Origin of the sequence: Pseudomonas sp. ERMR1:02 (assembly GCF_002277815.1) — a bacterium.
Taxonomy (GTDB): Bacteria; Pseudomonadota; Gammaproteobacteria; order Pseudomonadales; family Pseudomonadaceae; genus Aquipseudomonas.
Window position 1 is genome coordinate 23,410 of the sequence record NZ_NKJI01000012.1, and the last position, 20,009, is coordinate 43,418.

The 20,009-nt window shown below is 58.0% G+C and carries 15 protein-coding genes and 2 pseudogenes; 16 read left to right on the top strand and 1 reads right to left on the bottom strand.

Annotation, left to right across the window (positions count from 1 at the left end):
* Positions 1–27 precede the first annotated feature (27 nt).
* The 8 genes and pseudogenes from dnaE to ispD all read left to right on the top strand — a co-directional run bounded on the left by dnaE (position 28) and on the right by ispD (position 11,469).
* Positions 28–3,549 carry a DNA polymerase III subunit alpha gene (dnaE, locus tag CES87_RS20390; protein WP_128607525.1) on the top strand — a complete coding sequence of 1,174 codons (3,522 nt, stop codon included), beginning with the start codon at positions 28–30 and terminating at the stop codon, positions 3,547–3,549.
* Positions 3,550–3,702: 153 nt separating this feature from the next.
* Positions 3,703–4,650, top strand: coding sequence for an acetyl-CoA carboxylase carboxyltransferase subunit alpha (locus tag CES87_RS20395; protein WP_128607526.1), 948 nt, complete (start codon positions 3,703–3,705; stop codon positions 4,648–4,650).
* Between the two features lie 149 nt (positions 4,651–4,799).
* Complete coding sequence (tilS, locus tag CES87_RS20400) at positions 4,800–6,116, top strand: tRNA lysidine(34) synthetase TilS (protein ID WP_128607527.1); 1,317 nt, start codon at positions 4,800–4,802, stop codon at positions 6,114–6,116.
* A 274-nt stretch (positions 6,117–6,390) separates the two neighbouring features.
* Positions 6,391–8,022 (top strand): CTP synthase, encoded by a 1,632-nt coding sequence (locus CES87_RS20405; protein WP_128607528.1) that lies wholly within the window; start codon positions 6,391–6,393, stop codon positions 8,020–8,022.
* A gap of 5 nt (positions 8,023–8,027) precedes the next feature.
* A complete protein-coding gene (kdsA, locus tag CES87_RS20410; protein ID WP_128607529.1) occupies positions 8,028–8,873 on the top strand; it encodes a 3-deoxy-8-phosphooctulonate synthase in 846 nt (281 codons plus the stop codon).
* A 153-nt stretch (positions 8,874–9,026) separates the two neighbouring features.
* Positions 9,027–10,315, top strand: a pseudogene (eno, locus tag CES87_RS20415) (phosphopyruvate hydratase).
* Between the two features lie 171 nt (positions 10,316–10,486).
* Positions 10,487–10,765 (top strand): cell division protein FtsB, encoded by a 279-nt coding sequence (ftsB, locus tag CES87_RS20420; protein ID WP_095058905.1) that lies wholly within the window; start codon positions 10,487–10,489, stop codon positions 10,763–10,765.
* Positions 10,762–11,469 carry a 2-C-methyl-D-erythritol 4-phosphate cytidylyltransferase gene (gene ispD, locus CES87_RS20425; protein ID WP_128607530.1) on the top strand — a complete coding sequence of 236 codons (708 nt, stop codon included), beginning with the start codon at positions 10,762–10,764 and terminating at the stop codon, positions 11,467–11,469. Before ftsB ends, ispD begins: the two co-directional genes overlap by 4 nt.
* A gap of 78 nt (positions 11,470–11,547) precedes the next feature.
* Here the strand turns inward: ispD and CES87_RS20430 are convergent.
* Positions 11,548–12,443 (bottom strand): annotated as a pseudogene (locus CES87_RS20430) (LysR substrate-binding domain-containing protein).
* Between the two features lie 107 nt (positions 12,444–12,550).
* On the opposite strand from CES87_RS20430, the gene CES87_RS20435 reads away from it, so the two are divergent.
* The 8 genes from CES87_RS20435 to rpoS all read left to right on the top strand — a co-directional run bounded on the left by CES87_RS20435 (position 12,551) and on the right by rpoS (position 19,689).
* Positions 12,551–13,663, top strand: coding sequence for an S-(hydroxymethyl)glutathione dehydrogenase/class III alcohol dehydrogenase (locus tag CES87_RS20435; RefSeq protein WP_128607531.1), 1,113 nt, complete (start codon positions 12,551–12,553; stop codon positions 13,661–13,663).
* 8 nt (positions 13,664–13,671) lie between these two features.
* The gene (gene fghA / locus CES87_RS20440; protein WP_128607532.1) at positions 13,672–14,517 is read left to right on the top strand and encodes an S-formylglutathione hydrolase; all 846 of its coding nucleotides are present in this window, start codon (positions 13,672–13,674) and stop codon (positions 14,515–14,517) included.
* Positions 14,518–14,560: 43 nt separating this feature from the next.
* The gene (gene ispF, locus CES87_RS20445) at positions 14,561–15,034 is read left to right on the top strand and encodes a 2-C-methyl-D-erythritol 2,4-cyclodiphosphate synthase (RefSeq protein ID WP_128607533.1); all 474 of its coding nucleotides are present in this window, start codon (positions 14,561–14,563) and stop codon (positions 15,032–15,034) included.
* A complete protein-coding gene (truD, locus tag CES87_RS20450) occupies positions 15,031–16,089 on the top strand; it encodes a tRNA pseudouridine(13) synthase TruD (protein ID WP_128607534.1) in 1,059 nt (352 codons plus the stop codon). The genes ispF and truD overlap by 4 nt, the downstream gene beginning before the upstream one ends.
* Positions 16,077–16,826 carry a 5'/3'-nucleotidase SurE gene (gene surE, locus CES87_RS20455; protein ID WP_128607535.1) on the top strand — a complete coding sequence of 250 codons (750 nt, stop codon included), beginning with the start codon at positions 16,077–16,079 and terminating at the stop codon, positions 16,824–16,826. Before truD ends, surE begins: the two co-directional genes overlap by 13 nt.
* 41 nt (positions 16,827–16,867) lie before the next feature.
* On the top strand, positions 16,868–17,503 hold the full coding sequence (locus tag CES87_RS20460; RefSeq protein WP_172901226.1) for a protein-L-isoaspartate(D-aspartate) O-methyltransferase: 636 nt from the start codon (positions 16,868–16,870) through the stop codon (positions 17,501–17,503).
* A 211-nt stretch (positions 17,504–17,714) separates the two neighbouring features.
* Entirely contained in the window at positions 17,715–18,572 is an 858-nt protein-coding gene (locus CES87_RS20465) for a peptidoglycan DD-metalloendopeptidase family protein (RefSeq protein WP_128607536.1), read from the top strand.
* A 109-nt stretch (positions 18,573–18,681) separates the two neighbouring features.
* On the top strand, positions 18,682–19,689 hold the full coding sequence (gene rpoS / locus CES87_RS20470) for an RNA polymerase sigma factor RpoS (protein WP_128607537.1): 1,008 nt from the start codon (positions 18,682–18,684) through the stop codon (positions 19,687–19,689).
* The last annotated feature ends 320 nt before the right edge of the window (positions 19,690–20,009 follow it).

Here is a 20,009-nt window from a genome sequence, read left to right on the forward strand (position 1 = left end):
GTTTTCATGTATACAGACAGGATCACTATGCCGGCTTCATTCGTTCATCTACGCCTGCACACTGAATATTCCCTGGTCGACGGTCTGGTGCGGATAAAACCGCTGGTCAAGACCCTGGTCGGCATGAACATGCCTGCGGTAGCGGTCACTGATCAGAACAACATGTGTTCCCTGGTCAAATTCTATAAAAACGCCATGGGTGCCGGGATCAAGCCGATCTGCGGCGCTGACCTGTGGCTGTCGAACAAGGATCCGGACAATGCGCTGAGCCGAATCAGCCTGCTGGTGATGAACGCCGAGGGTTATCGCAATCTCACTGAGTTGATCTCCCGCGGCTTCATCGATGGCCAGCGCAATGGTTCGATTATCATTGAGCGCGAATGGGTGGCTGAAGCCAATACAGGCTTGATCATGCTGTCGGCGGCGAAAGAGGGCGAGATCGGCCAGGCCATGCTAAGCGGCAACCCAGATGAAGCCGAAACCCTGGCGCGTGAGTGGATGGCGGTGTTTCCGGATCGTTTCTATCTGGAAATCCAGCGTACCAACCGCCCCAACGATGAAGAGCAATTGCACGGTGCCGTGGCCCTGGCCGATAAAATCGGTGCGCCGCTGGTCGCAACCAATGATGTGCGCTTCATCAAGCAGGAAGACTTCGCCGCCCACGAAACCCGTGTTTGTATCGGCGAGGGCCGTGCCCTCGACGATCCGCGGCGTTCGAAGAACTACAGTGATCAGCAATACCTCAAAAGCGCCGAGGAAATGGCGGAGCTGTTCAGCGATATTCCCGAAGCGCTGGAAAACACCGTCGAGATTGCCAAGCGCTGCAATATCGAAGTGAAGCTGGGCACGCACTTTCTGCCCAACTTCCCGATCCCCGATGGCATGACCATCGATGAGTATTTCCGCAAGGTTTCGTTCGAGGGCCTGGAAGAGCGTCTTGCCGTTCTGCTGCCCAAGGACACCACCGAGGACTACGAAGCCAAGCGTCAGGTCTATGTCGATCGGCTGAATTTCGAGCTGGATATCATCATCCAGATGGGCTTCCCTGGTTACTTCCTGATCGTGATGGACTTTATCCAGTGGGCCAAGAGCAACGGCGTTCCGGTGGGCCCTGGTCGAGGGTCGGGTGCCGGGTCGCTGGTGGCCTACGTGCAGAAGATCACCGACCTCGATCCGCTTGAGTACGACTTGCTGTTCGAACGTTTCCTGAACCCGGAGCGGGTCTCCATGCCCGACTTCGACGTCGACTTCTGCATGGATGGTCGCGACCGGGTGATTGACTACGTGGCCGAGAAATACGGCCGCAATGCGGTAAGTCAGATCATCACCTTCGGTTCCATGGCGGCCAAGGCTGTGGTCCGTGACGTGGCGCGGGTGCAGGGCAAGTCCTACGGCCTGGCGGATCGTCTGTCGAAAATGATTCCGTTCGAAGTCGGCATGACCCTGGAAAAGGCTTACGAACAGGAAGAGATCCTGCGCGACTTCATCAAGGTCGATGAAGAGGCGGCGGAAATCTGGGAAATGGCCCGCAAACTCGAAGGCGTTGTGCGTAACGTCGGCAAGCACGCCGGTGGTGTGGTAATCGCGCCGACCAAGCTCACCGACTTCTCGCCGATCTATTGCGACGAAGCCGGCGATGGCCTGGTAACCCAGTTCGACAAGGATGACGTTGAGGCTGCGGGTCTGGTGAAGTTCGACTTCCTGGGACTTCGGACCCTGACGGTCATCGACTGGGCGCTGAAAACGATTAACCGCGACCGCGCCAAGGTAAATGAGCCGCCGCTCGACATCGCGTTTATCCCGCTGGACGACAAACCGACCTACACGCTGCTACAGAAAGCCGAAACCACGGCGGTGTTCCAGCTCGAATCCCGCGGCATGAAAGAGCTGATCAAAAAGCTCAAGCCCGACTGCCTTGAAGACTTGATCGCACTGGTGGCGCTGTTCCGTCCCGGTCCGCTGCAATCAGGCATGGTGGACGACTTCATCAACCGTAAGCACGGCCGAGCCGAACTCGCGTACCCTCACTCGGACTACCAGTACGAAGGCCTCAAGCCGGTGTTGGCGCCTACTTATGGCATCATCCTGTATCAGGAACAGGTGATGCAGATTGCCCAGGTCATGGCCGGTTACACACTCGGCGGTGCAGACATGCTCCGTCGAGCCATGGGTAAGAAAAAGCCCGAAGAAATGGCCAAGCAGCGCGGCGGCTTCATTGAGGGTTGCAAGACCAACAATATCGAGGCGGACCTTGCCGGTAACATTTTCGACCTGGTGGAAAAGTTCGCCGGTTACGGCTTCAACAAGTCCCACTCAGCCGCTTACGGCCTGGTGTCGTACCAGACCGCGTGGCTGAAAACGCACTATCCGGCGCCGTTCATGGCCGCGGTACTGTCGGCGGATATGCACAACACCGACAAGGTCGTGACCTTGATCGAAGAAATTCGCACCATGAAGCTGCGTCTCGACGCGCCGGATGTGAATACCTCTGAGTTCAAGTTCACGGTGAATGACGAAGGCCGCATCATTTATGGTCTCGGCGCGATCAAGGGTGTGGGTGAAGGGCCGGTCGAGGCGATTACCGAGGCGCGTCAGGACGGACCGTTCAAGGATCTGTTCGATTTCTGCGCCCGAGTCGACCTCAAACGCATCAACAAACGTACCCTCGATGGCTTGATCCGCAGCGGTGCATTGGATCGTCTGGGGCCGTATTTCCATGATGAGCCAAAGGCCTATCAGTCCAATATCGACCGCAATCGGGCGGTTTTGCTGACGGCTATGGAAGAGGCAATCAAGGCGGCCGAACAAACCGCCCGTACCCATAACAGTGGTCATGCGGATCTGTTTGGTGGTCTGTTCGTTGAAGAAGATGCCGACGTCTACGCCAATCACCGCAAGGCCAAGGAGCTGACCCTCAAGGAACGACTCAAAGGCGAGAAGGACACCTTGGGCCTGTACCTGACCGGGCACCCGATCGACGAATACGAAGGTGAAATCCGTCGTTTCGCCCGTCAGCGCATCATCGACCTGAAACCTGCGCGCGATACGCAGACCGTTGCCGGCATGATCATCGCCCTGCGGGTAATGAAGAACAAAAAGGGCGACAAGATGGGTTTCATCACTCTTGACGATCGCTCGGGCCGGATCGAAGCGTCGCTGTTTGCCGATGCGTTCCACTCCGCGCAGTCACTATTGCAGACCGACGCAATGGTGGTGGTCGAAGGCGAAGTCAGCAACGATGACTTCTCCGGTGGCCTGCGGTTGCGGGTCAAGCGGGTGATGAGTATGGAGGATGCGCGCACCAACCTGGCCGAGAGTCTGCGCCTGAAGGTCCAGACCCAGGACCTCAAAGGCGATCAGCTACGCTGGTTAGGCGACTTGTTCAAGCGTCACCGTGGTGCATGCCCGATCACCATGGAGTACACCAGCCCCGATGCGAAGGCCTTGCTGCAGTTCGGCGAAGGCTGGCGAATCGATCCGGCGGATGCGTTGATTCAAGCCCTGCGTGACCAGTTCGGGAGAGACAACGTCTTCCTCCAATACCGTTGACGGCCAGGTGCCTTTTTTTGCCATCAAGAATGCGCCCTGACCCCAGCCAAAATATTTAATCTCGACCTGAACGCGCCTCTCCCTTAAGGTAGGGCGCGAATAGACAACCGGCCGGCCCAAGCGCTCTTGGACGTCGACCCATGACGGACGCCTATGAACCCGAATTTTCTTGATTTCGAACAGCCGATCGCCGACCTGCAAGCCAAGATCGAAGAATTGCGCTTGGTCGGTAATGACAATTCGCTGAATATCGGCGATGAGATCTCCCGCCTGCAGGACAAAAGCAGCACGCTGACCGAGGACATCTTCGGCAAGCTGACCAGCTGGCAGATCGCGCGTCTGGCGCGTCACCCGCGGCGCCCGTACACCCTGGACTACATTGAACACATTTTCACCGAGTTCGATGAGTTGCACGGCGACCGTCACTTCTCCGACGACGCCGCCATCGTGGGCGGTATCGCCCGTCTGGACGACCAGCCTGTGATGATCATCGGCCACCAGAAAGGCCGTGAAGTGCGTGAAAAGGTTCGCCGCAACTTCGGCATGCCGCGTCCGGAAGGCTACCGCAAAGCCTGCCGCCTGATGGAAATGGCCGAACGCTTCAAGATGCCGATCCTGACCTTCATCGACACCCCGGGTGCATACCCTGGCATCGACGCTGAAGAGCGTAACCAGAGCGAAGCGATCGCCTGGAACCTGCGCGTCATGGCTCGCCTGAAAACCCCAATCATCGCCACCGTGATCGGTGAAGGTGGTTCCGGTGGTGCGCTGGCGATCGGCGTTTGCGATCAGTTGAACATGCTGCAGTACTCGACCTACGCAGTGATCTCGCCGGAAGGCTGCGCTTCGATTCTGTGGAAAACCGCCGAGAAAGCGCCGGACGCCGCTGAAGCCATGGGCATCACCGCCGAACGCCTCAAAGGACTGGGTATCGTGGACAAAGTGATCGGCGAGCCGTTGGGCGGCGCACACCGTAATCCGGCTGCCGCAGCTGCCTCGATCCGTGCCGAACTGAGTTCGCAACTGGCGATGCTGAAGAAGCTCGACCACAAGGCGCTGCTGGACCGTCGTTACGAGCGCCTGATGAGCTACGGTCTCTGATCTGACCCCGGCTTTAGCTTTAATGTGGGAGCGGGCTTGCTCGCGAAAGCGGTATAACAGTCAACGGATGTGTTGAATGTTGAATCGCTTCCGCGAGCAAGCCCGCTCCCACATTTGTTTTGTGTGAAGTGATCGATAGGAGTCAGCCCATGATTGATCTGTCTGTCAGGCTTCTCCTGAATCTCACCCCATGGCTCAACGCCACAACCTGGCGCATCGCCTTTTCCGGTGGTCTCGACTCCACTGTCCTGCTGCACCTTCTCTCACACCTCGCAAAAACCGAATCCCTGCCCGCGTTAAGCGCTATCCATGTACATCACGGCCTTCAGGCTGTGGCAGACGCGTGGCCGGAGCATTGCCAATCGGTCTGTGAGGGGCTGGGCGTGCCGCTGCGGGTGATCCGTGTTCAGGTCCAATCCGGCGCCAGTCTTGAGCGTGCGGCCCGGGAGGCGCGCTATGCCGCGCTCATCGAAGTCACTCAAGTCAATGAAGTACTGCTGACCGCTCAACACCGTGACGATCAGGCGGAAACCTTGCTGTTTCGCTTGTTACGTGGGGCTGGGGTGAGAGGCTTGTCGGGGATGCCACGGCAGCGTCCGCTGGGAGGAGGGCACCTGCTGCGGCCCTTGCTCGATGTCACCCGTGCCGAGCTGGAGGCCTATGCGGCGGAGCATCAACTGAGCTGGATAGAGGATCCTTCCAACCAGGATCGACAATTCTCGCGTAATTTCCTGCGTCATCAGGTATTCCCGGTGCTATCAGCACGTTGGCCTCAGGCGATGGCGACCATGGCTCGCAGCGCCGCGCATTTGAGTGAAGCGCAGGGGTTGCTTGATGAGCTTGCCCAGATCGACTTGAGCCAGGCACGCACCACCAGTGAATTCGATTGGCTGGGATTGCCGTCGCTGGAACTGGCTTCACTGGAAAATCTTTCCACCGCGCGTCAGCGCAATGCGCTCAGCCATTGGCTTGAGTCGTTAACACGACTGCCGGACAGCGACCATTGGTCGGGTTGGGAGAATTTGCGCGATGCCACCGTCGATGCCCGACCAATCTGGCGGCTGGCGGATGGCGAGCTGCATCGGGCGGGTGGACGGGTCTGGTGGTTGTCCGGTAGCTGGTTGCGTACTTCGCCTGCTGCTGGAACCTGGCCCGACCCCTCGCTGCCGTTGACGTTGCCCGACAACGGTGTGCTCAAGATCACCGGGCGAATCGCCGATGGCCCTTTGCAGATCCGCTATCGTGAAGGGGGAGAAGTGATGGAATTGCCAGGTCGTGGGCACCGCGACCTGAAGCGTTTGCTCAACGAAAGCGGTGTGCCGCTGTTCGTGCGCGGCAGATTGCCGCTGCTCTTCAAAGACGGGCAATTGCTGGCGGTGGCCAATGTTCCTGGACTGGATGGCGGTGCGGCAGGTGGCTGGAGTTTGCAATGGAAGCCGTTGAGCGAAGATCAAGGTTTGAGCTGAAAGGGGCTTTCCGGTAGACTACGCTCCCTTCTTGATACAACTTCTGTGGATTCGCCTGAATTGCAGGAGTTGCCGATTACCAAGCAGTCTTTGCTGGGCGATTCCAAAAAATGTGTAGCGAGCAACGTACCGGTGTTTCATCTTCCGGTCTGTCCCAACGCGGCGGTTTTTTTGAAAGGTGCACTGTAATTAATGCAGGTGATCGGGGGCTTCGGCCTTCCTTCGCTTTCCCCGGCGGCTCGGACCGCTTTAACGCAGACTTCTAGGGTTTTTCATGACGCGCTACATATTCGTCACGGGCGGTGTTGTTTCTTCATTGGGGAAAGGCATTGCATCGGCATCATTGGCGGCCATCCTGGAGGCGCGGGGACTTAAGGTCACCATGCTGAAGCTGGACCCGTACATCAACGTCGACCCGGGCACCATGAGCCCGTTCCAGCACGGTGAAGTGTTCGTCACCCACGACGGCGCCGAGACCGACCTGGACCTGGGCCACTACGAGCGGTTCATCCGCACGACCATGACCCAGAACAACAACTTCACCACGGGCCGTGTCTACGAACACGTGCTGCGCAAAGAGCGTCGTGGTGATTACCTGGGCGCAACCATCCAGGTGATCCCGCACATCACCGACGAAATCAAGCGTCGCATCATCAAGGGCGCCGGCGATGCCGACGTGGCGATGGTCGAGATCGGTGGCACCGTGGGTGACATCGAATCCCAACCGTTCCTCGAAGCGATTCGTCAATTGCGTTTCGAAGTCGGTGCCAAGCGCGCGATGCTGATGCACCTGACACTGGTGCCATACATCGCCACTGCCGGCGAAACCAAAACCAAGCCAACCCAGCACTCGGTCAAGGAGCTGCGCTCCATCGGCCTGCAGCCAGACGTGCTGGTGTGCCGCTCCGATCACCCGATCGATGTCTCTTCGCGTCGCAAGATCGCGCAATTCACCAACGTTGAAGAACGTGCGGTCATTGCGCTGGAAGACGCCGACACCATCTATAAGATCCCGGGCATCCTGCACTCCCAGGGCCTCGATGATTTCGTCGTCGAGCGTTTCGGCCTGCAATGCGGCGGCGCCGATCTGTCTGAGTGGGAAGCGGTAGTCGACGCCAAGCTCAACCCTGAGCATGAAGTCACCATCGCCATGGTCGGCAAGTACATGGAATTGCTGGACGCCTACAAGTCGCTGATCGAAGCGATGAGTCACGCCGGCATCAGCAACCGCACCAAGGTTAATCTGCGCTACATCGATTCCGAAGACATCGAAAACCAGGGCACTGCGCTGCTGGAAGGTGTCGACGCGATCCTGGTCCCAGGCGGCTTCGGTCTGCGTGGCGTGGAAGGCAAAATCACTGCCGTTCAATACGCTCGCGAAAACAAGGTTCCTTACCTGGGCATCTGCCTGGGCATGCAAGTGGCGGTGATCGAGTTCGCTCGTAACGTCATGGGCTGGAAAGACGCCAACTCCACCGAGTTCGATCGTGCAAGCGGTCACCCGGTCGTGGGTCTGATCACCGAGTGGGAAGACGCCACCGGCGCTGTCGAAACCCGTACCGAAACGTCCGATCTGGGCGGAACCATGCGCCTCGGTGCGCAAGATTGCCTGCTGGAGCCGGGTTCCCTGGTGCACGATTGCTATGGCAAGGACGTGATCGTTGAGCGTCACCGCCACCGCTACGAAGTGAACAACAACCTGCTGCCGAAAATCGTCGAAGCCGGCCTGAAAATCTCCGGTCGTTCCGGTGATGGTGCGCTGGTTGAAGTGGTAGAAGCCCCGGACCACCCATGGTTCGTCGCTTGCCAGTTCCACCCGGAGTTCACCTCGACGCCACGCGACGGTCATCCATTGTTCAGCGGTTTCGTTAAAGCTGCTTTGGCTCAACACCAGAAGAAGGCATAAACCTGATGGCTCAGAAGATCATCCGCGTTGGTGATATCGAGATTGCCAACGACAAGCCGATGGTGCTGTTCGGTGGCATGAACGTGCTGGAAAGCCGCGACATGGCGATGCAGGTCTGCGAAGAGTACGTAAAGGTTACCCAGAAACTGGGTATCCCTTACGTGTTCAAGGCCAGCTTCGACAAGGCCAACCGATCCTCCGTGACTTCTTACCGTGGCCCTGGCCTGGAAGAAGGCATGCGGATTTTCCAGGACATCAAGCAAGCCTTCGGCGTGCCGATCATCACCGACGTCCACGAGCCTGATCAGGCCGCGGTCGTCGCTGAAGTCTGCGACATCATTCAGCTGCCGGCCTTCCTGTCGCGCCAGACCGACCTGGTGGTCGCGATGGCCAAGACCGGTGCGGTGATCAACATCAAGAAAGCCCAGTTCCTCGCGCCTCAGGAAATGAAACACATCCTGAACAAGTGCGTGGAAGCGGGTAACGATCAGTTGATCCTCTGCGAGCGTGGTTCAAGCTTCGGTTACAACAACCTGGTCGTCGACATGCTTGGCTTCGGCATCATGAAGCAGTTCGAGTACCCGGTATTCTTCGACGTAACCCACGCCCTGCAAATGCCTGGCGGTCGCTCCGATTCGGCCGGCGGTCGTCGTGCTCAGGTCCTCGATCTGGCGAAAGCCGGGATCAGCCAGTCACTGGCAGGTCTGTTCCTCGAAGCACACCCGGACCCGGACAATGCCAAATGCGACGGCCCTTGCGCCTTGCGTCTGGACAAACTGGAGCCATTCCTGGCCCAGCTCAAAGCTCTGGACGAACTGGTGAAGAGTTTTCCTGTCGTGGAAACCGCTTAACATCGGCGAACACTGTAGGAGCTGGCTTGCCAGCGAAGGGGCCCGAAAGGACGCCTTCGCCAGCAAGCCGGCTCCTACAAAAAGCAATATGACCCACAAGTTATAAATCGAGCGGTACAAAGCGTTTTCGTCAACTTTGGAGTGTTTACAACAATGGCTAAAATCGTCGACATCAAAGGTCGTGAAGTTCTCGACTCCCGTGGCAATCCCACCGTGGAAGCGGATGTGCTTCTCGATAACGGCATCATCGGCAGTGCCTGCGCGCCGTCCGGTGCTTCCACTGGCTCGCGTGAAGCGCTCGAGCTGCGTGATGGCGACAAGAGCCGTTACCTGGGCAAGGGTGTACTCAAAGCCGTAGCCAACATCAACGGTCCGATCCGCGACCTGTTGAAGGGTACAGATCCAAGCGATCAGAAAGCGCTGGACCTGGCGATGATCAAGCTGGACGGTACTGAAAACAAAGGTTCCCTGGGTGCAAACGCGATCCTCGCCGTTTCCCTGGCTGCGGCCAAGGCAGCAGCACAGGACCAGGACCTGCCGCTGTACGCTCACATCGCCAACCTGAACGGCACACCGGGTGTTTACTCGATGCCGGTTCCGATGATGAACATTATCAACGGTGGCGAGCACGCCGATAACAACGTCGACATCCAGGAATTCATGGTTCAGCCGGTTGGCGCCAAGTCTTTCTCGGAAGGTCTGCGCATGGGTACCGAGATTTCCATCACCTCAAAGCTGTGCTGAAGGCCCGTGGCCTGAGCACTGCCGTTGGTGACGAAGGTGGTTTCGCGCCGAACCTGGCTTCCAACGAAGATGCTTTGAAGGTGATCTCCGAAGCCGTGGCCAACGCCGGTTACAAGCTGGGCACCGATGTGACCCTGGCACTGGACTGCGCTGCCAGTGAATTCTACGAAGACGGCAAGTACAACCTGTCCGGCGAAGGCCAGGTGTTCACCGCTGAAGGTTTCGCCGATTACCTGAAAGGCCTGACCGAGCGTTACCCGATCATCTCCATCGAAGATGGCCTGGATGAGTCCGACTGGGCTGGCTGGAAAATCCTCACCGACAAGATCGGCGAGAAGGTTCAGCTAGTAGGCGACGACCTGTTTGTGACCAACACCAAGATCCTGAAAGAAGGCATCGATAAAAAGATCGCCAACTCGATCCTGATCAAGTTCAACCAGATCGGGACCTTGACCGAAACCCTGGAAGCCATCCAGATGGCCAAGGCCGCCGGTTACACCGCCGTGATCTCGCACCGTTCGGGCGAAACCGAAGATTCGACCATTGCCGACCTGGCCGTGGGCACCTCGGCTGGTCAGATCAAGACCGGTTCCCTGTGCCGTTCCGACCGCGTTTCCAAGTACAACCAACTGCTGCGTATCGAAGAGCAGTTGAACGGCAAAGCCAAGTACAACGGTCGCAGCGAATTCCGCGGTTGATCGTTAGCTGATAAAAAGACACCGGATTGTGTCGGAAAAATCGCCTACAGCGACGCTTTTGCCACTAATCTGATGCCTTATAAGCACAAGCCTGGTTCTTCCAGGCTTCGTGCTATCAGTAGCTTTATGTTTTGGTATGGCTGTCTTTTTTCACTGGATACCTGATATTCGATGCGCAGTCCCAATTGGTTGTTCCTCGTCTTGCTCCTGCTGCTGGCTGGCCTGCAGTACCGCCTGTGGGTAGGTAATGGCAGTCTGGCGCAAGTTGCCGAGCTGACTCAGCAGATCGCGGATCAGCAGGCCGAGAACCAGATATTGCTGGAGCGCAATCGGGTGATGGACGCTGAAGTCAGCGAGTTGAAGAAGGGTATGGAGACCGTTGAAGAACGGGCTCGCCATGAGTTGGGCATGGTCAAGGACGGTGAAACCCTTTACCAGTTGGCACAATGAACCTGTCTCTCCCGGCCTTCTGGGCCGTGATTCCTGCCGCGGGCGTCGGTGCCCGTATGGCCGCGGACCGTCCCAAGCAATACTTGCAACTGGGCGGGCGCACTATTCTCGAACACAGCCTTGGCTGTTTCCTTGATCATCCTTGCCTTAAAGGCATAGTGGTCAGTCTTGCTGTTGATGATCCTTATTGGCCAAACCTTGCGTGTGCCAGCGATCCGCGTATTGCCCGGGTCGAGGGTGGGGCCGAGCGTTCCGGGTCGGTGCTCAATGCGTTGCTGCATTTGCACGCGCTAGGCGCCGGCGATGAAGATTGGGTACTGGTTCACGATGCCGCGCGACCGAATCTCAGTCGTGACGATCTGGATAACTTGCTGGCTGAGCTGGCGGATGATCCGGTGGGTGGGCTGCTGGCGGTTCCAGCGCGGGATACGCTCAAGCGGGTCGACAAACACGGTCGCGTCGTCGAAACCGTGGATCGTAGCGTGATCTGGCAGGCTTATACGCCACAGATGTTTCGTCTTGGTGCGTTGCATCGAGCGTTGGCTGATAGCCTTGTCGCCGACGTTGTCATCACCGACGAGGCCTCGGCCATGGAATGGGCTGGCCAGCCTCCACGTTTGATTGAAGGTCGATCCGACAACCTCAAGGTCACTCGCCCCGAGGATCTTGAGTGGTTGAGGCAGCGTTGGGCTAACCGCCGCTAAAAGATCGCAGCCTTCGGCAGCTCCTACAGTAGGTTGCATTCCAATGTAGGAGCTGCCGAAGGCTGCGATCTTTTGCTTTCAAACCTGATACTCCGGCCTCTCTGCCAACCCTACCTTCAGGTAATCCACCAGCTTGCGCACCTTCGGCGACAAATGCCGCTGCTGTGGATACAGCGCCCAAACGGCAGTATTGGGTGGTTGATGTGCTTCCAGCAGTGAAATCAACGCGCCGTTTTTCAGATGCTCCAACACGTAGTAATCCGGTAACTGGCACAATCCGACGCCCTGTAGCGCCGCGTCCAGCACCGCTTGCCCGCTATTGCAGCGCCAGTTTCCCTGCACTCGCTGTGAAAATTCCCGCCCGTTCTGTTCCAGTTGCCAGAGATCCGAACTACCGATGAGGCAGTTGTGCCTGCTCAGTTCCGACAGGCTGTGTGGGCGACCATACCGTTCCAGGTAGGAAGGCGATGCGCAAAGATACATGCGTCGCGGCGCCAGGCGTGTTGCGACCAATCGCGAATCCTGCAGACGTCCCAGACGGATCGCCAGGTCCAGGCCTTCATGCACCAGATCCAGTTGGCGATTGCTCAGTTCAATGTCGATCCTCAGTTGAGGGTAAAGTCCCATAAACGTGTCACCAACGGCACGATAAAACGTTCGCCGTAAGCTACGGCGCAGGTCATGCGCAGCATGCCCTTGGGTTCAGTGGTCAAGTCGCCGACCGCTCGCAATGCCTCTTCGCGACCATCCTGCAAGCGTTGGCAATGTTGCAGAAAGGTTTGCCCGGCCTCGGTCAGGGTGACCCGCCGGGTACTGCGATAAAGCAGGCGGGTTTGTAAACGCTCTTCGAGACGTACGATTTGTCGACTGATGTGGGAGGACGAAACCCCAAGGCGTTCGGCGGCAGCTGTGAATTGACTGCATTCGGCAACGGCGATGAACTCGTCGATACCTTCCCAGCGGTTTTCAGACATCAAGGATTATCCCTGTACAGCAATAATGTTTTGCTTTCGTCCGGATTATTCACTGTAAGTCGCTGTATTACACTCTCAGTCTCGTTTTTATTCACTGGAGAACCACCATGATCAAGTCGCGCGCCGCCGTTGCCTTCGAGGCCAAGAAACCTCTGGAGATCGTTGAAGTCGATGTCGCCATGCCCAAGGCCGGTGAAGTGTTGCTGCGCGTGGTGGCCTCCGGGGTTTGCCATACCGATGCCTACACCCTGTCCGGTGCTGACCCGGAAGGCATTTTTCCATCGATCCTCGGGCACGAAGGCGGGGCGATTGTTGAAGCGATCGGCGAGGGCGTGACTTCTGTCGCGGTGGGCGACCATGTGATTCCGCTGTACACACCGGAATGCCGTCAGTGCAAATTCTGTCTGTCGGGCAAAACCAACCTCTGTCAGGCGATTCGCGCGACTCAGGGCAAAGGTTTGATGCCGGACGGCACTTCGCGTTTTTCCTACAAGGGTCAACCGATTTTCCACTACATGGGTACCTCGACCTTCTCCGAGTACACCGTGCTGCCGGAAATTTCCGTCGCAAAAATTGCCAAGGAAGCGCCGCTGGAAAAAGTCTGTCTGTTGGGTTGCGGTGTGACCACCGGTATCGGTGCGGTGCTCAACACCGCCAAGGTGAAACCGGGTGACACCGTGGCCATTTTCGGCCTCGGCGGCATAGGTCTGTCGGCCGTCATCGGCGCAGTCAAAGCCAAGGCTGCCCGCATCATCGCCATCGACATCAACCCGGCCAAATTCGAAATCGCCAGGCAACTGGGTGCAACCGATTGCGTGAACCCGAAAGATTTCGATCGTCCGATCCAGGAAGTCATCGTCGACATGACCGACGGCGGCGTCGACTTTTCCTTCGAGTGCATCGGCAACGTGCAATTGATGCGTGCCGCACTTGAGTGCTGCCACAAAGGTTGGGGGGAGTCGGTCATCATCGGCGTAGCCGGTGCCGGCCAGGAAATTGCCACCCGTCCGTTCCAGTTGGTCACCGGTCGCGTCTGGCGCGGTTCGGCGTTTGGTGGCGTGCGCGGCCGTACCGAGTTGCCAAGCTACGTGGAAATGGCCGAAACCGGTGAAATCCCGCTGGATACTTTCATCACCCACACCATGGGCCTGGAAGATATCAACAAGGCGTTCGACCTGATGCATGAAGGAAAAAGCATCCGCTCAGTCATTCATTTCTGAGGTCCGCCATGAGCCTGGAAAATATCTCCTGCCAGAAAAGCTTCGGCGGCTGGCACAAACGTTATCGACACCGCTCCGACGTGCTCGGTTGCGACATGGTGTTCGCCGTTTACCTGCCGCCGCAAGCGGAGCAGGGCGGCAAACTGCCGGTGCTGTACTGGTTGTCCGGCCTGACCTGCACTGATGAGAACTTCATGCAGAAAGCAGGGGCCATGCGCATGGCCGCCGAGTTGGGGCTGATCATTGTCGCGCCGGACACCAGTCCTCGCGGCGCCGATGTGCCGGGTGATCCGGACGGTGCCTGGGACTTCGGCCTCGGCGCTGGTTTTTATTTGAATGCCACGCAGGAACCTTGGTCGCGCCACTATCGGATGCATGACTATGTCGTGCAGGAATTGCCGGCACTGGTTGAAGCCCATTTCCCGGCGTCGGACAAGCGCGGCATCAGCGGTCACTCCATGGGTGGCCATGGTGCACTGGTCTGTGCCTTGCGCAATCCGGGGCGTTATCTGTCGGTGTCGGCGTTCTCGCCGATCAACAATCCGATGGACTGCCCTTGGGGGCAAAAAGCCTTTTCCCGTTACTTGGGCGAGGACCGCTCGAAATGGCGAGAATGGGATGCCTGTGCATTGATTGCCGAGGCCGACGAAAAGTTGTCGCTTCTGGTGGATCAAGGCGATCGTGACGATTTCCTCGCCACCCAGCTCAAGCCTGAAGCCCTGCAACAGGCCGCCAAACTGGCCGGTCATCCGCTGACGTTGCGCCTGCAACCGGGCTACGACCACAGCTATTTCTTTATCGCCAGTTTCATCGACGACCACTTGCAGCATCACGGGCGCGCTCTAGGCGTCTAATGCAGGTAGAATCACGCCCTGACAAAAATCGGGGCGTTTTTTTATGCGTATTGGCCACGGCTATGATGTGCACCGTTTCGCTGAAGGCGATTTCATTACTCTGGGCGGCGTGCGTATCGCACACAGCTTCGGGCTGCTCGCTCACTCCGACGGTGACGTCCTGCTGCATGCCTTGAGCGATGCCTTGCTCGGCGCCGCTGCGCTGGGTGATATCGGCAAGCACTTTCCGGATACCGACCCGCAATTCAAGGGCGCCGACAGCCGCGTGCTGTTGCGTCATGTCGTCGCGCTGATTCACGCCAAAGGCTGGAGGGTCGGCAACGTCGATAACACCATCGTCGCCCAAGCGCCGAAAATGGCCCCGCATATCGAATCGATGCGCGCGCTGATTGCCGCGGATCTTCAAGTTGAGTTGGATCAAGTGAACGTAAAAGCTACCACCACCGAGAAGCTCGGCTTTGTCGGTCGCGAAGAAGGTATTGCCGTGCATTCCGTTGCCTTGTTGCTGCGCGCATGAACGAACTGCAACTGCTTGGCCCACGGGCCTATGGTGAGGCCCTCGGCACTGCAGTACTGAAAGCCATCGCGGAAGATTTTCAGGTTGACGAAGTCCTTGATATTCCCCTGAGCGGCGACGGTGAGCACCTGTGGATCTGGGTGGAAAAGCGCGGTTTGAATACGGAAGACGCCGCGCGGCGGATTGCCAAGGCAGCTGGCGTGCCCTTGCGCACTGTCAGTTACGCCGGGCTCAAGGATCGTCAGGCGCTGACCCGTCAGTGGTTCAGCGTACAACTGCCGGGCAAGGCTGATCCGGACCTGTCCGCGGCGGAAAACGACACGCTGAAAATCCTCAAGACCAGCCGGCACAAACGCAAGCTGCAACGCGGTGCCCATTCGGCCAACGGCTTCACTTTGCGCCTGACGCAGTTCGCGGGTGACAAGGCTGCCATCGACGAGCGCCTGCAGTTGATCGCCAAGCAAGGCATCCCTAACTATTTCGGTTCCCAGCGCTTTGGGCATGACGGCGGCAACGTGATCGACGCCCGAGCCTGGGCTGCGCGCAAAGCTTTGCCGGAACAACGCAATGTGCGTTCGCGCCTGCTATCGACCGCCCGCAGTTTCCTGTTCAACCAGGTGTTGGCCGCACGTGTCGCTGACGGCACCTGGCAGCGTGCCCAGGTCGGTGACCTGCTGGCGTTTACCGATAGCCGCAGCTTCTTCCCGGCCGGTGAGGCGGAGTGCAGCGACCCGCGTCTGGCGATTCTCGATCTGCACCCGACGGGGCCGCAGTGGGGCAAAGGTGACTCGCCGGCCACGGGCGCTGTCCATGAATTGGAGCAGGCAATCGCCGCACGCGAAGAGGACCTTCGCGATTGGTTGATTAACGCCGGAATGAGCCACGAACGTCGAATCCTGCGGCTGCCTATTGCCGGGTTGACGTGGCATTATCCCGAGCCTGACATTCTGCAACTGGAATTCGTCCTGCCGGCCGGATGCTTTGCCACCGTATTGGTGCGCGAGCTTGTTGATCTGGTGCCGGTGGGGCAGACGGACAGCCCATGCGTATTCTGATTTCTAACGATGATGGGGTAACCGCACCCGGTCTTGCCGCGCTTTATGCTGCGCTGGCGGATTACACCGAATGCGTGGTTATTGCCCCGGACCAGGACAAAAGTGGCGCCAGCAGCTCGTTGACGCTCGACCGTCCGTTGCACCCGCAGACGCTGGCCAACGGCTTTATTAGCGTCAACGGTACTCCAACCGATTGCGTACACCTGGGCCTCAACGGCTTGCTGGAGCGTGAAGCGGACATGGTGGTTTCGGGGATCAACCTGGGCGCCAATCTGGGCGATGATGTTCTGTATTCCGGAACCGTGGCGGCAGCGCTCGAAGGGCGATTCCTGACGCGTCCTTCGTTTGCCTTTTCGTTGGTCTCACGACAAGTCGAGAACCTTCCCACAGCCGCTTACTTTGCGCGCAAACTGGTCGAAGCCCACGCTGATCTTGAGCTGCCACCGCGTACGGTACTCAACGTGAACATTCCCAACTTGCCGCTGGATCATATCCGCGGTATCCAGTTGACCCGCCTGGGGCATCGCGCCCGCGCGGCAGCACCAATGAAAGTGGTCGATCCGCGCGGCAAGGCCGGTTACTGGATCGCTGCGGCGGGGGACGCTGAAGACGGCGGCCCGGGCACCGACTTTCATGCGGTGATGCAGGGCTATGTTTCCATTACTCCATTGCAACTGGATCGCACCTTCAATGATGCCTTCAGTAGTCTCGATGGCTGGCTGGAGGGGCTGCGCTAATGTCTCGTGAGCAAGACGATATGCTGCGTCGCGGCATCGGCATGACCTCGCAGCGGACCCGCGAACGCCTCATTCAGCGTTTGTACGAGGAGGGGGTGTCCAACGCCAAGGTGCTGGAAGTCATCCGCCGCACACCGCGTCACCTGTTCGTCGATGAAGCGCTGGCTCACCGTGCCTACGAGGACACGGCGCTACCGATCGGACATAACCAGACCATCTCCCAGCCTTATATGGTGGCTCGCATGAGCGAGTTGCTGTTGGAGGCAGGTCCTCTGGACAAGGTGATGGAGATCGGCACGGGTTCGGGCTACCAGACGGCGGTGCTGTCGCAACTGGTCGAGCGGGTGTTTTCGGTTGAGCGCATCAAGGTGCTGCAGGACCGGGCCAAGGAACGCCTGGTCGAGTTGAACTTGCGCAACGTGGTGTTTCGCTGGGGCGATGGATGGGAAGGCTGGCCGGCGTTGGCACCGTACAACGGCATAATCGTGACGGCGGTGGCGACCGACGTGCCTCAGGCGTTGCTCGATCAATTGGCGCCCGGGGGGCGTCTGGTGATCCCGGTCGGGTCCGGTGAAGTGCAACAATTGATGCTGATCATTCGCGAGGAACAGGGTTTTTCCAGGCGTGTTTTGGGAGCGGTACGCTTCGTTCCATTGCTCAACGGGCCACTGGCCTGAGCATTTATTTTAAAGCGCTGAATTCTCTTCGATGGCCTTTGTCTTACAGCGGCGTCGATTGGTTAAACGGGTTGTTTTGTCTTGCAGCAAACGTGTGCGCGAAGCCTTTTCACTTCATTAAGGGTAAAGCCTTCACGGCCCGTTATACTTGCGACATTTCGTGCCGGAACACGGCAAATCACATTTTCAGCCATCAAAAAGGGAGCGGCGGGTGAGTCTCACAGTCATTGCGCAGCGTATGGGTAAAACGAGCTTTCAGCGCCTGGTGACTGGCCTTGTCATGAGCACCTTGCTGGTCGGTTGTTCCAGCAACAAATCCAGTGATGTTCGCGTCCTTGACCGCAACAATGCCGTCGCCCAGCGCCCGGCAGTGACGACGGGGCAGTACGTCGTCCGCCCGAAAGACACCCTGTTCTCGATCGCCTTCCGGTACGGTTGGGACTACAAAGCCCTCGCGGCACGCAACAACATTCCTGCGCCCTACACGATCCATCCGGGTCAGACGATTCGCTTCGATGGTCGCACCGGTTCAACACCGACAGCGGTGGTGAGTTCGTCCAATTCCACACCATCCTCCTCGAGTAAAACCACGATTATCCGTCGTCCGGTCGACGGTGCCACTACGGGTACGGCAGTGGTTGTACCGTCCGTCGCCAACAAGCCAGAGCCCGCACCATTGCCTCCTCCGGGCCCAGCCCCGACCGGCTGGGGGTGGCCATCTAATGGCATTTTAATTGGCAAATTCTCTTCAAACGGTAGTTTGAATAAAGGAATTGATATCGCGGGTGATTTGGGACAGCCTGTTTTAGCTGCGTCTGATGGGACGGTGGTGTACGCCGGGAGTGGCTTAAGGGGCTACGGCGAATTAGTCATCATCAAACACAGCGAAACCTACGTCAGTGCCTACGGACATAACCGCAGGCTGTTGGTTCGGGAGGGGCAGCAGGTCAAGGTCGGACAGACAATTGCCGAAATGGGGTCAACGGGTACAGACCGGGTGAAACTGCATTTTGAGATTCGCCGCCAAGGTAAACCTGTAGATCCGCTGCAATTCCTGCCGCGTCGTTGATCGCTACCAGCCTGTTCCGTCACGTCACGTAGAGGGAACAGGCTTCAGCGTTGCCAAGGATAAAGGCGCCGCTTGAGCTTGAGGTCGAACTCACCAAAGGACTATAACAATGGCTCTCAGTAAAGAAGTGCCGGAGTTTGACATCGACGATGAGGTTCTCCTGATGGAGACCAGCATCGACACGGATTCGATGTCGAATGAAGAAGGGGCGGCTCCACCTTCCGTTCGTGCCAAATCCAAACACTCCGCTTCGTTAAAGCAGCACAAGTACATTGACTACACGCGGGCGCTCGATGCCACGCAGCTGTACCTCAATGAAATCGGCTTTTCCCCTCTGTTGTCCCCCGAAGAAGAAGTTCACTTTGCGCGCCTGTCGCAAAGTGGCGATCCGGCCGGGCGCAAACGAATGATTGAAAGTAACCTGCGACTGGTGGTGAAAATCGCCCGGCGTTACGTCAATCGTGGCTTGTCGCTGCTCGATCTGATCGAAGAGGGCAACCTCGGCTTGATCCGGGCGGTGGAGAAGTTCGATCCTGAGCGTGGCTTCCGCTTTTCGACCTACGCGACCTGGTGGATTCGTCAGACCATCGAGCGTGCGATCATGAATCAGACCCGGACCATCCGGTTGCCGATCCATGTGGTCAAAGAGCTCAACGTGTATCTGCGGGCCGCACGGGAGCTGACGCAAAAACTCGACCATGAACCCTCACCCGAAGAAATTGCCAACCTGCTGGAAAAACCGGTGGGAGAGGTCAAGCGCATGCTGGGCCTGAACGAGCGGGTTTCTTCGGTCGACGTTTCGTTGGGTCCGGATTCGGATAAAACCCTGCTGGACACCCTTACCGACGATCGCCCAACCGATCCATGCGAACTGTTGCAGGATGACGACCTGTCTCAGAGCATCGATCAATGGCTCTCGGAGCTGACCGACAAGCAGCGTGAAGTGGTTGTGCGCCGCTTCGGTCTGCGCGGTCACGAGAGCAGCACCCTTGAAGACGTAGGCCTGGAAATTGGCCTGACCCGGGAACGGGTCAGACAGATTCAGGTTGAAGGCCTGAAGCGTCTTCGGGAGATCCTGGAAAAAAACGGCCTGTCTAGCGAGTCGCTGTTTCAGTAACAGGCTTGTGTAGCAAGCAACAAAAAGCCCCGACTGATTCGGGGCTTTTTGTTGCCCGCTATAACGCTGCCGCATGACCTGATGCCGGTCAGTAATGGAAACTGTAGGAGCGAGCTTGCTCGCGAAAAAACCAAGTGCGCCGCTGGGCATCTCGTTTTACGCGTTACCGTTCTCGACCCTCGCAAGCTCGCTCCTACATTAGGGACCCGGATGTCTCTCGGGTTTGTAGTCTTGGGCTGTAAGTCTTAGCTTACTCTTTCGTAAGTGTTCGTTATTTTTACAGGGTGGCAGTCTGCCGGTGGCTATCGCGACAATAGCTA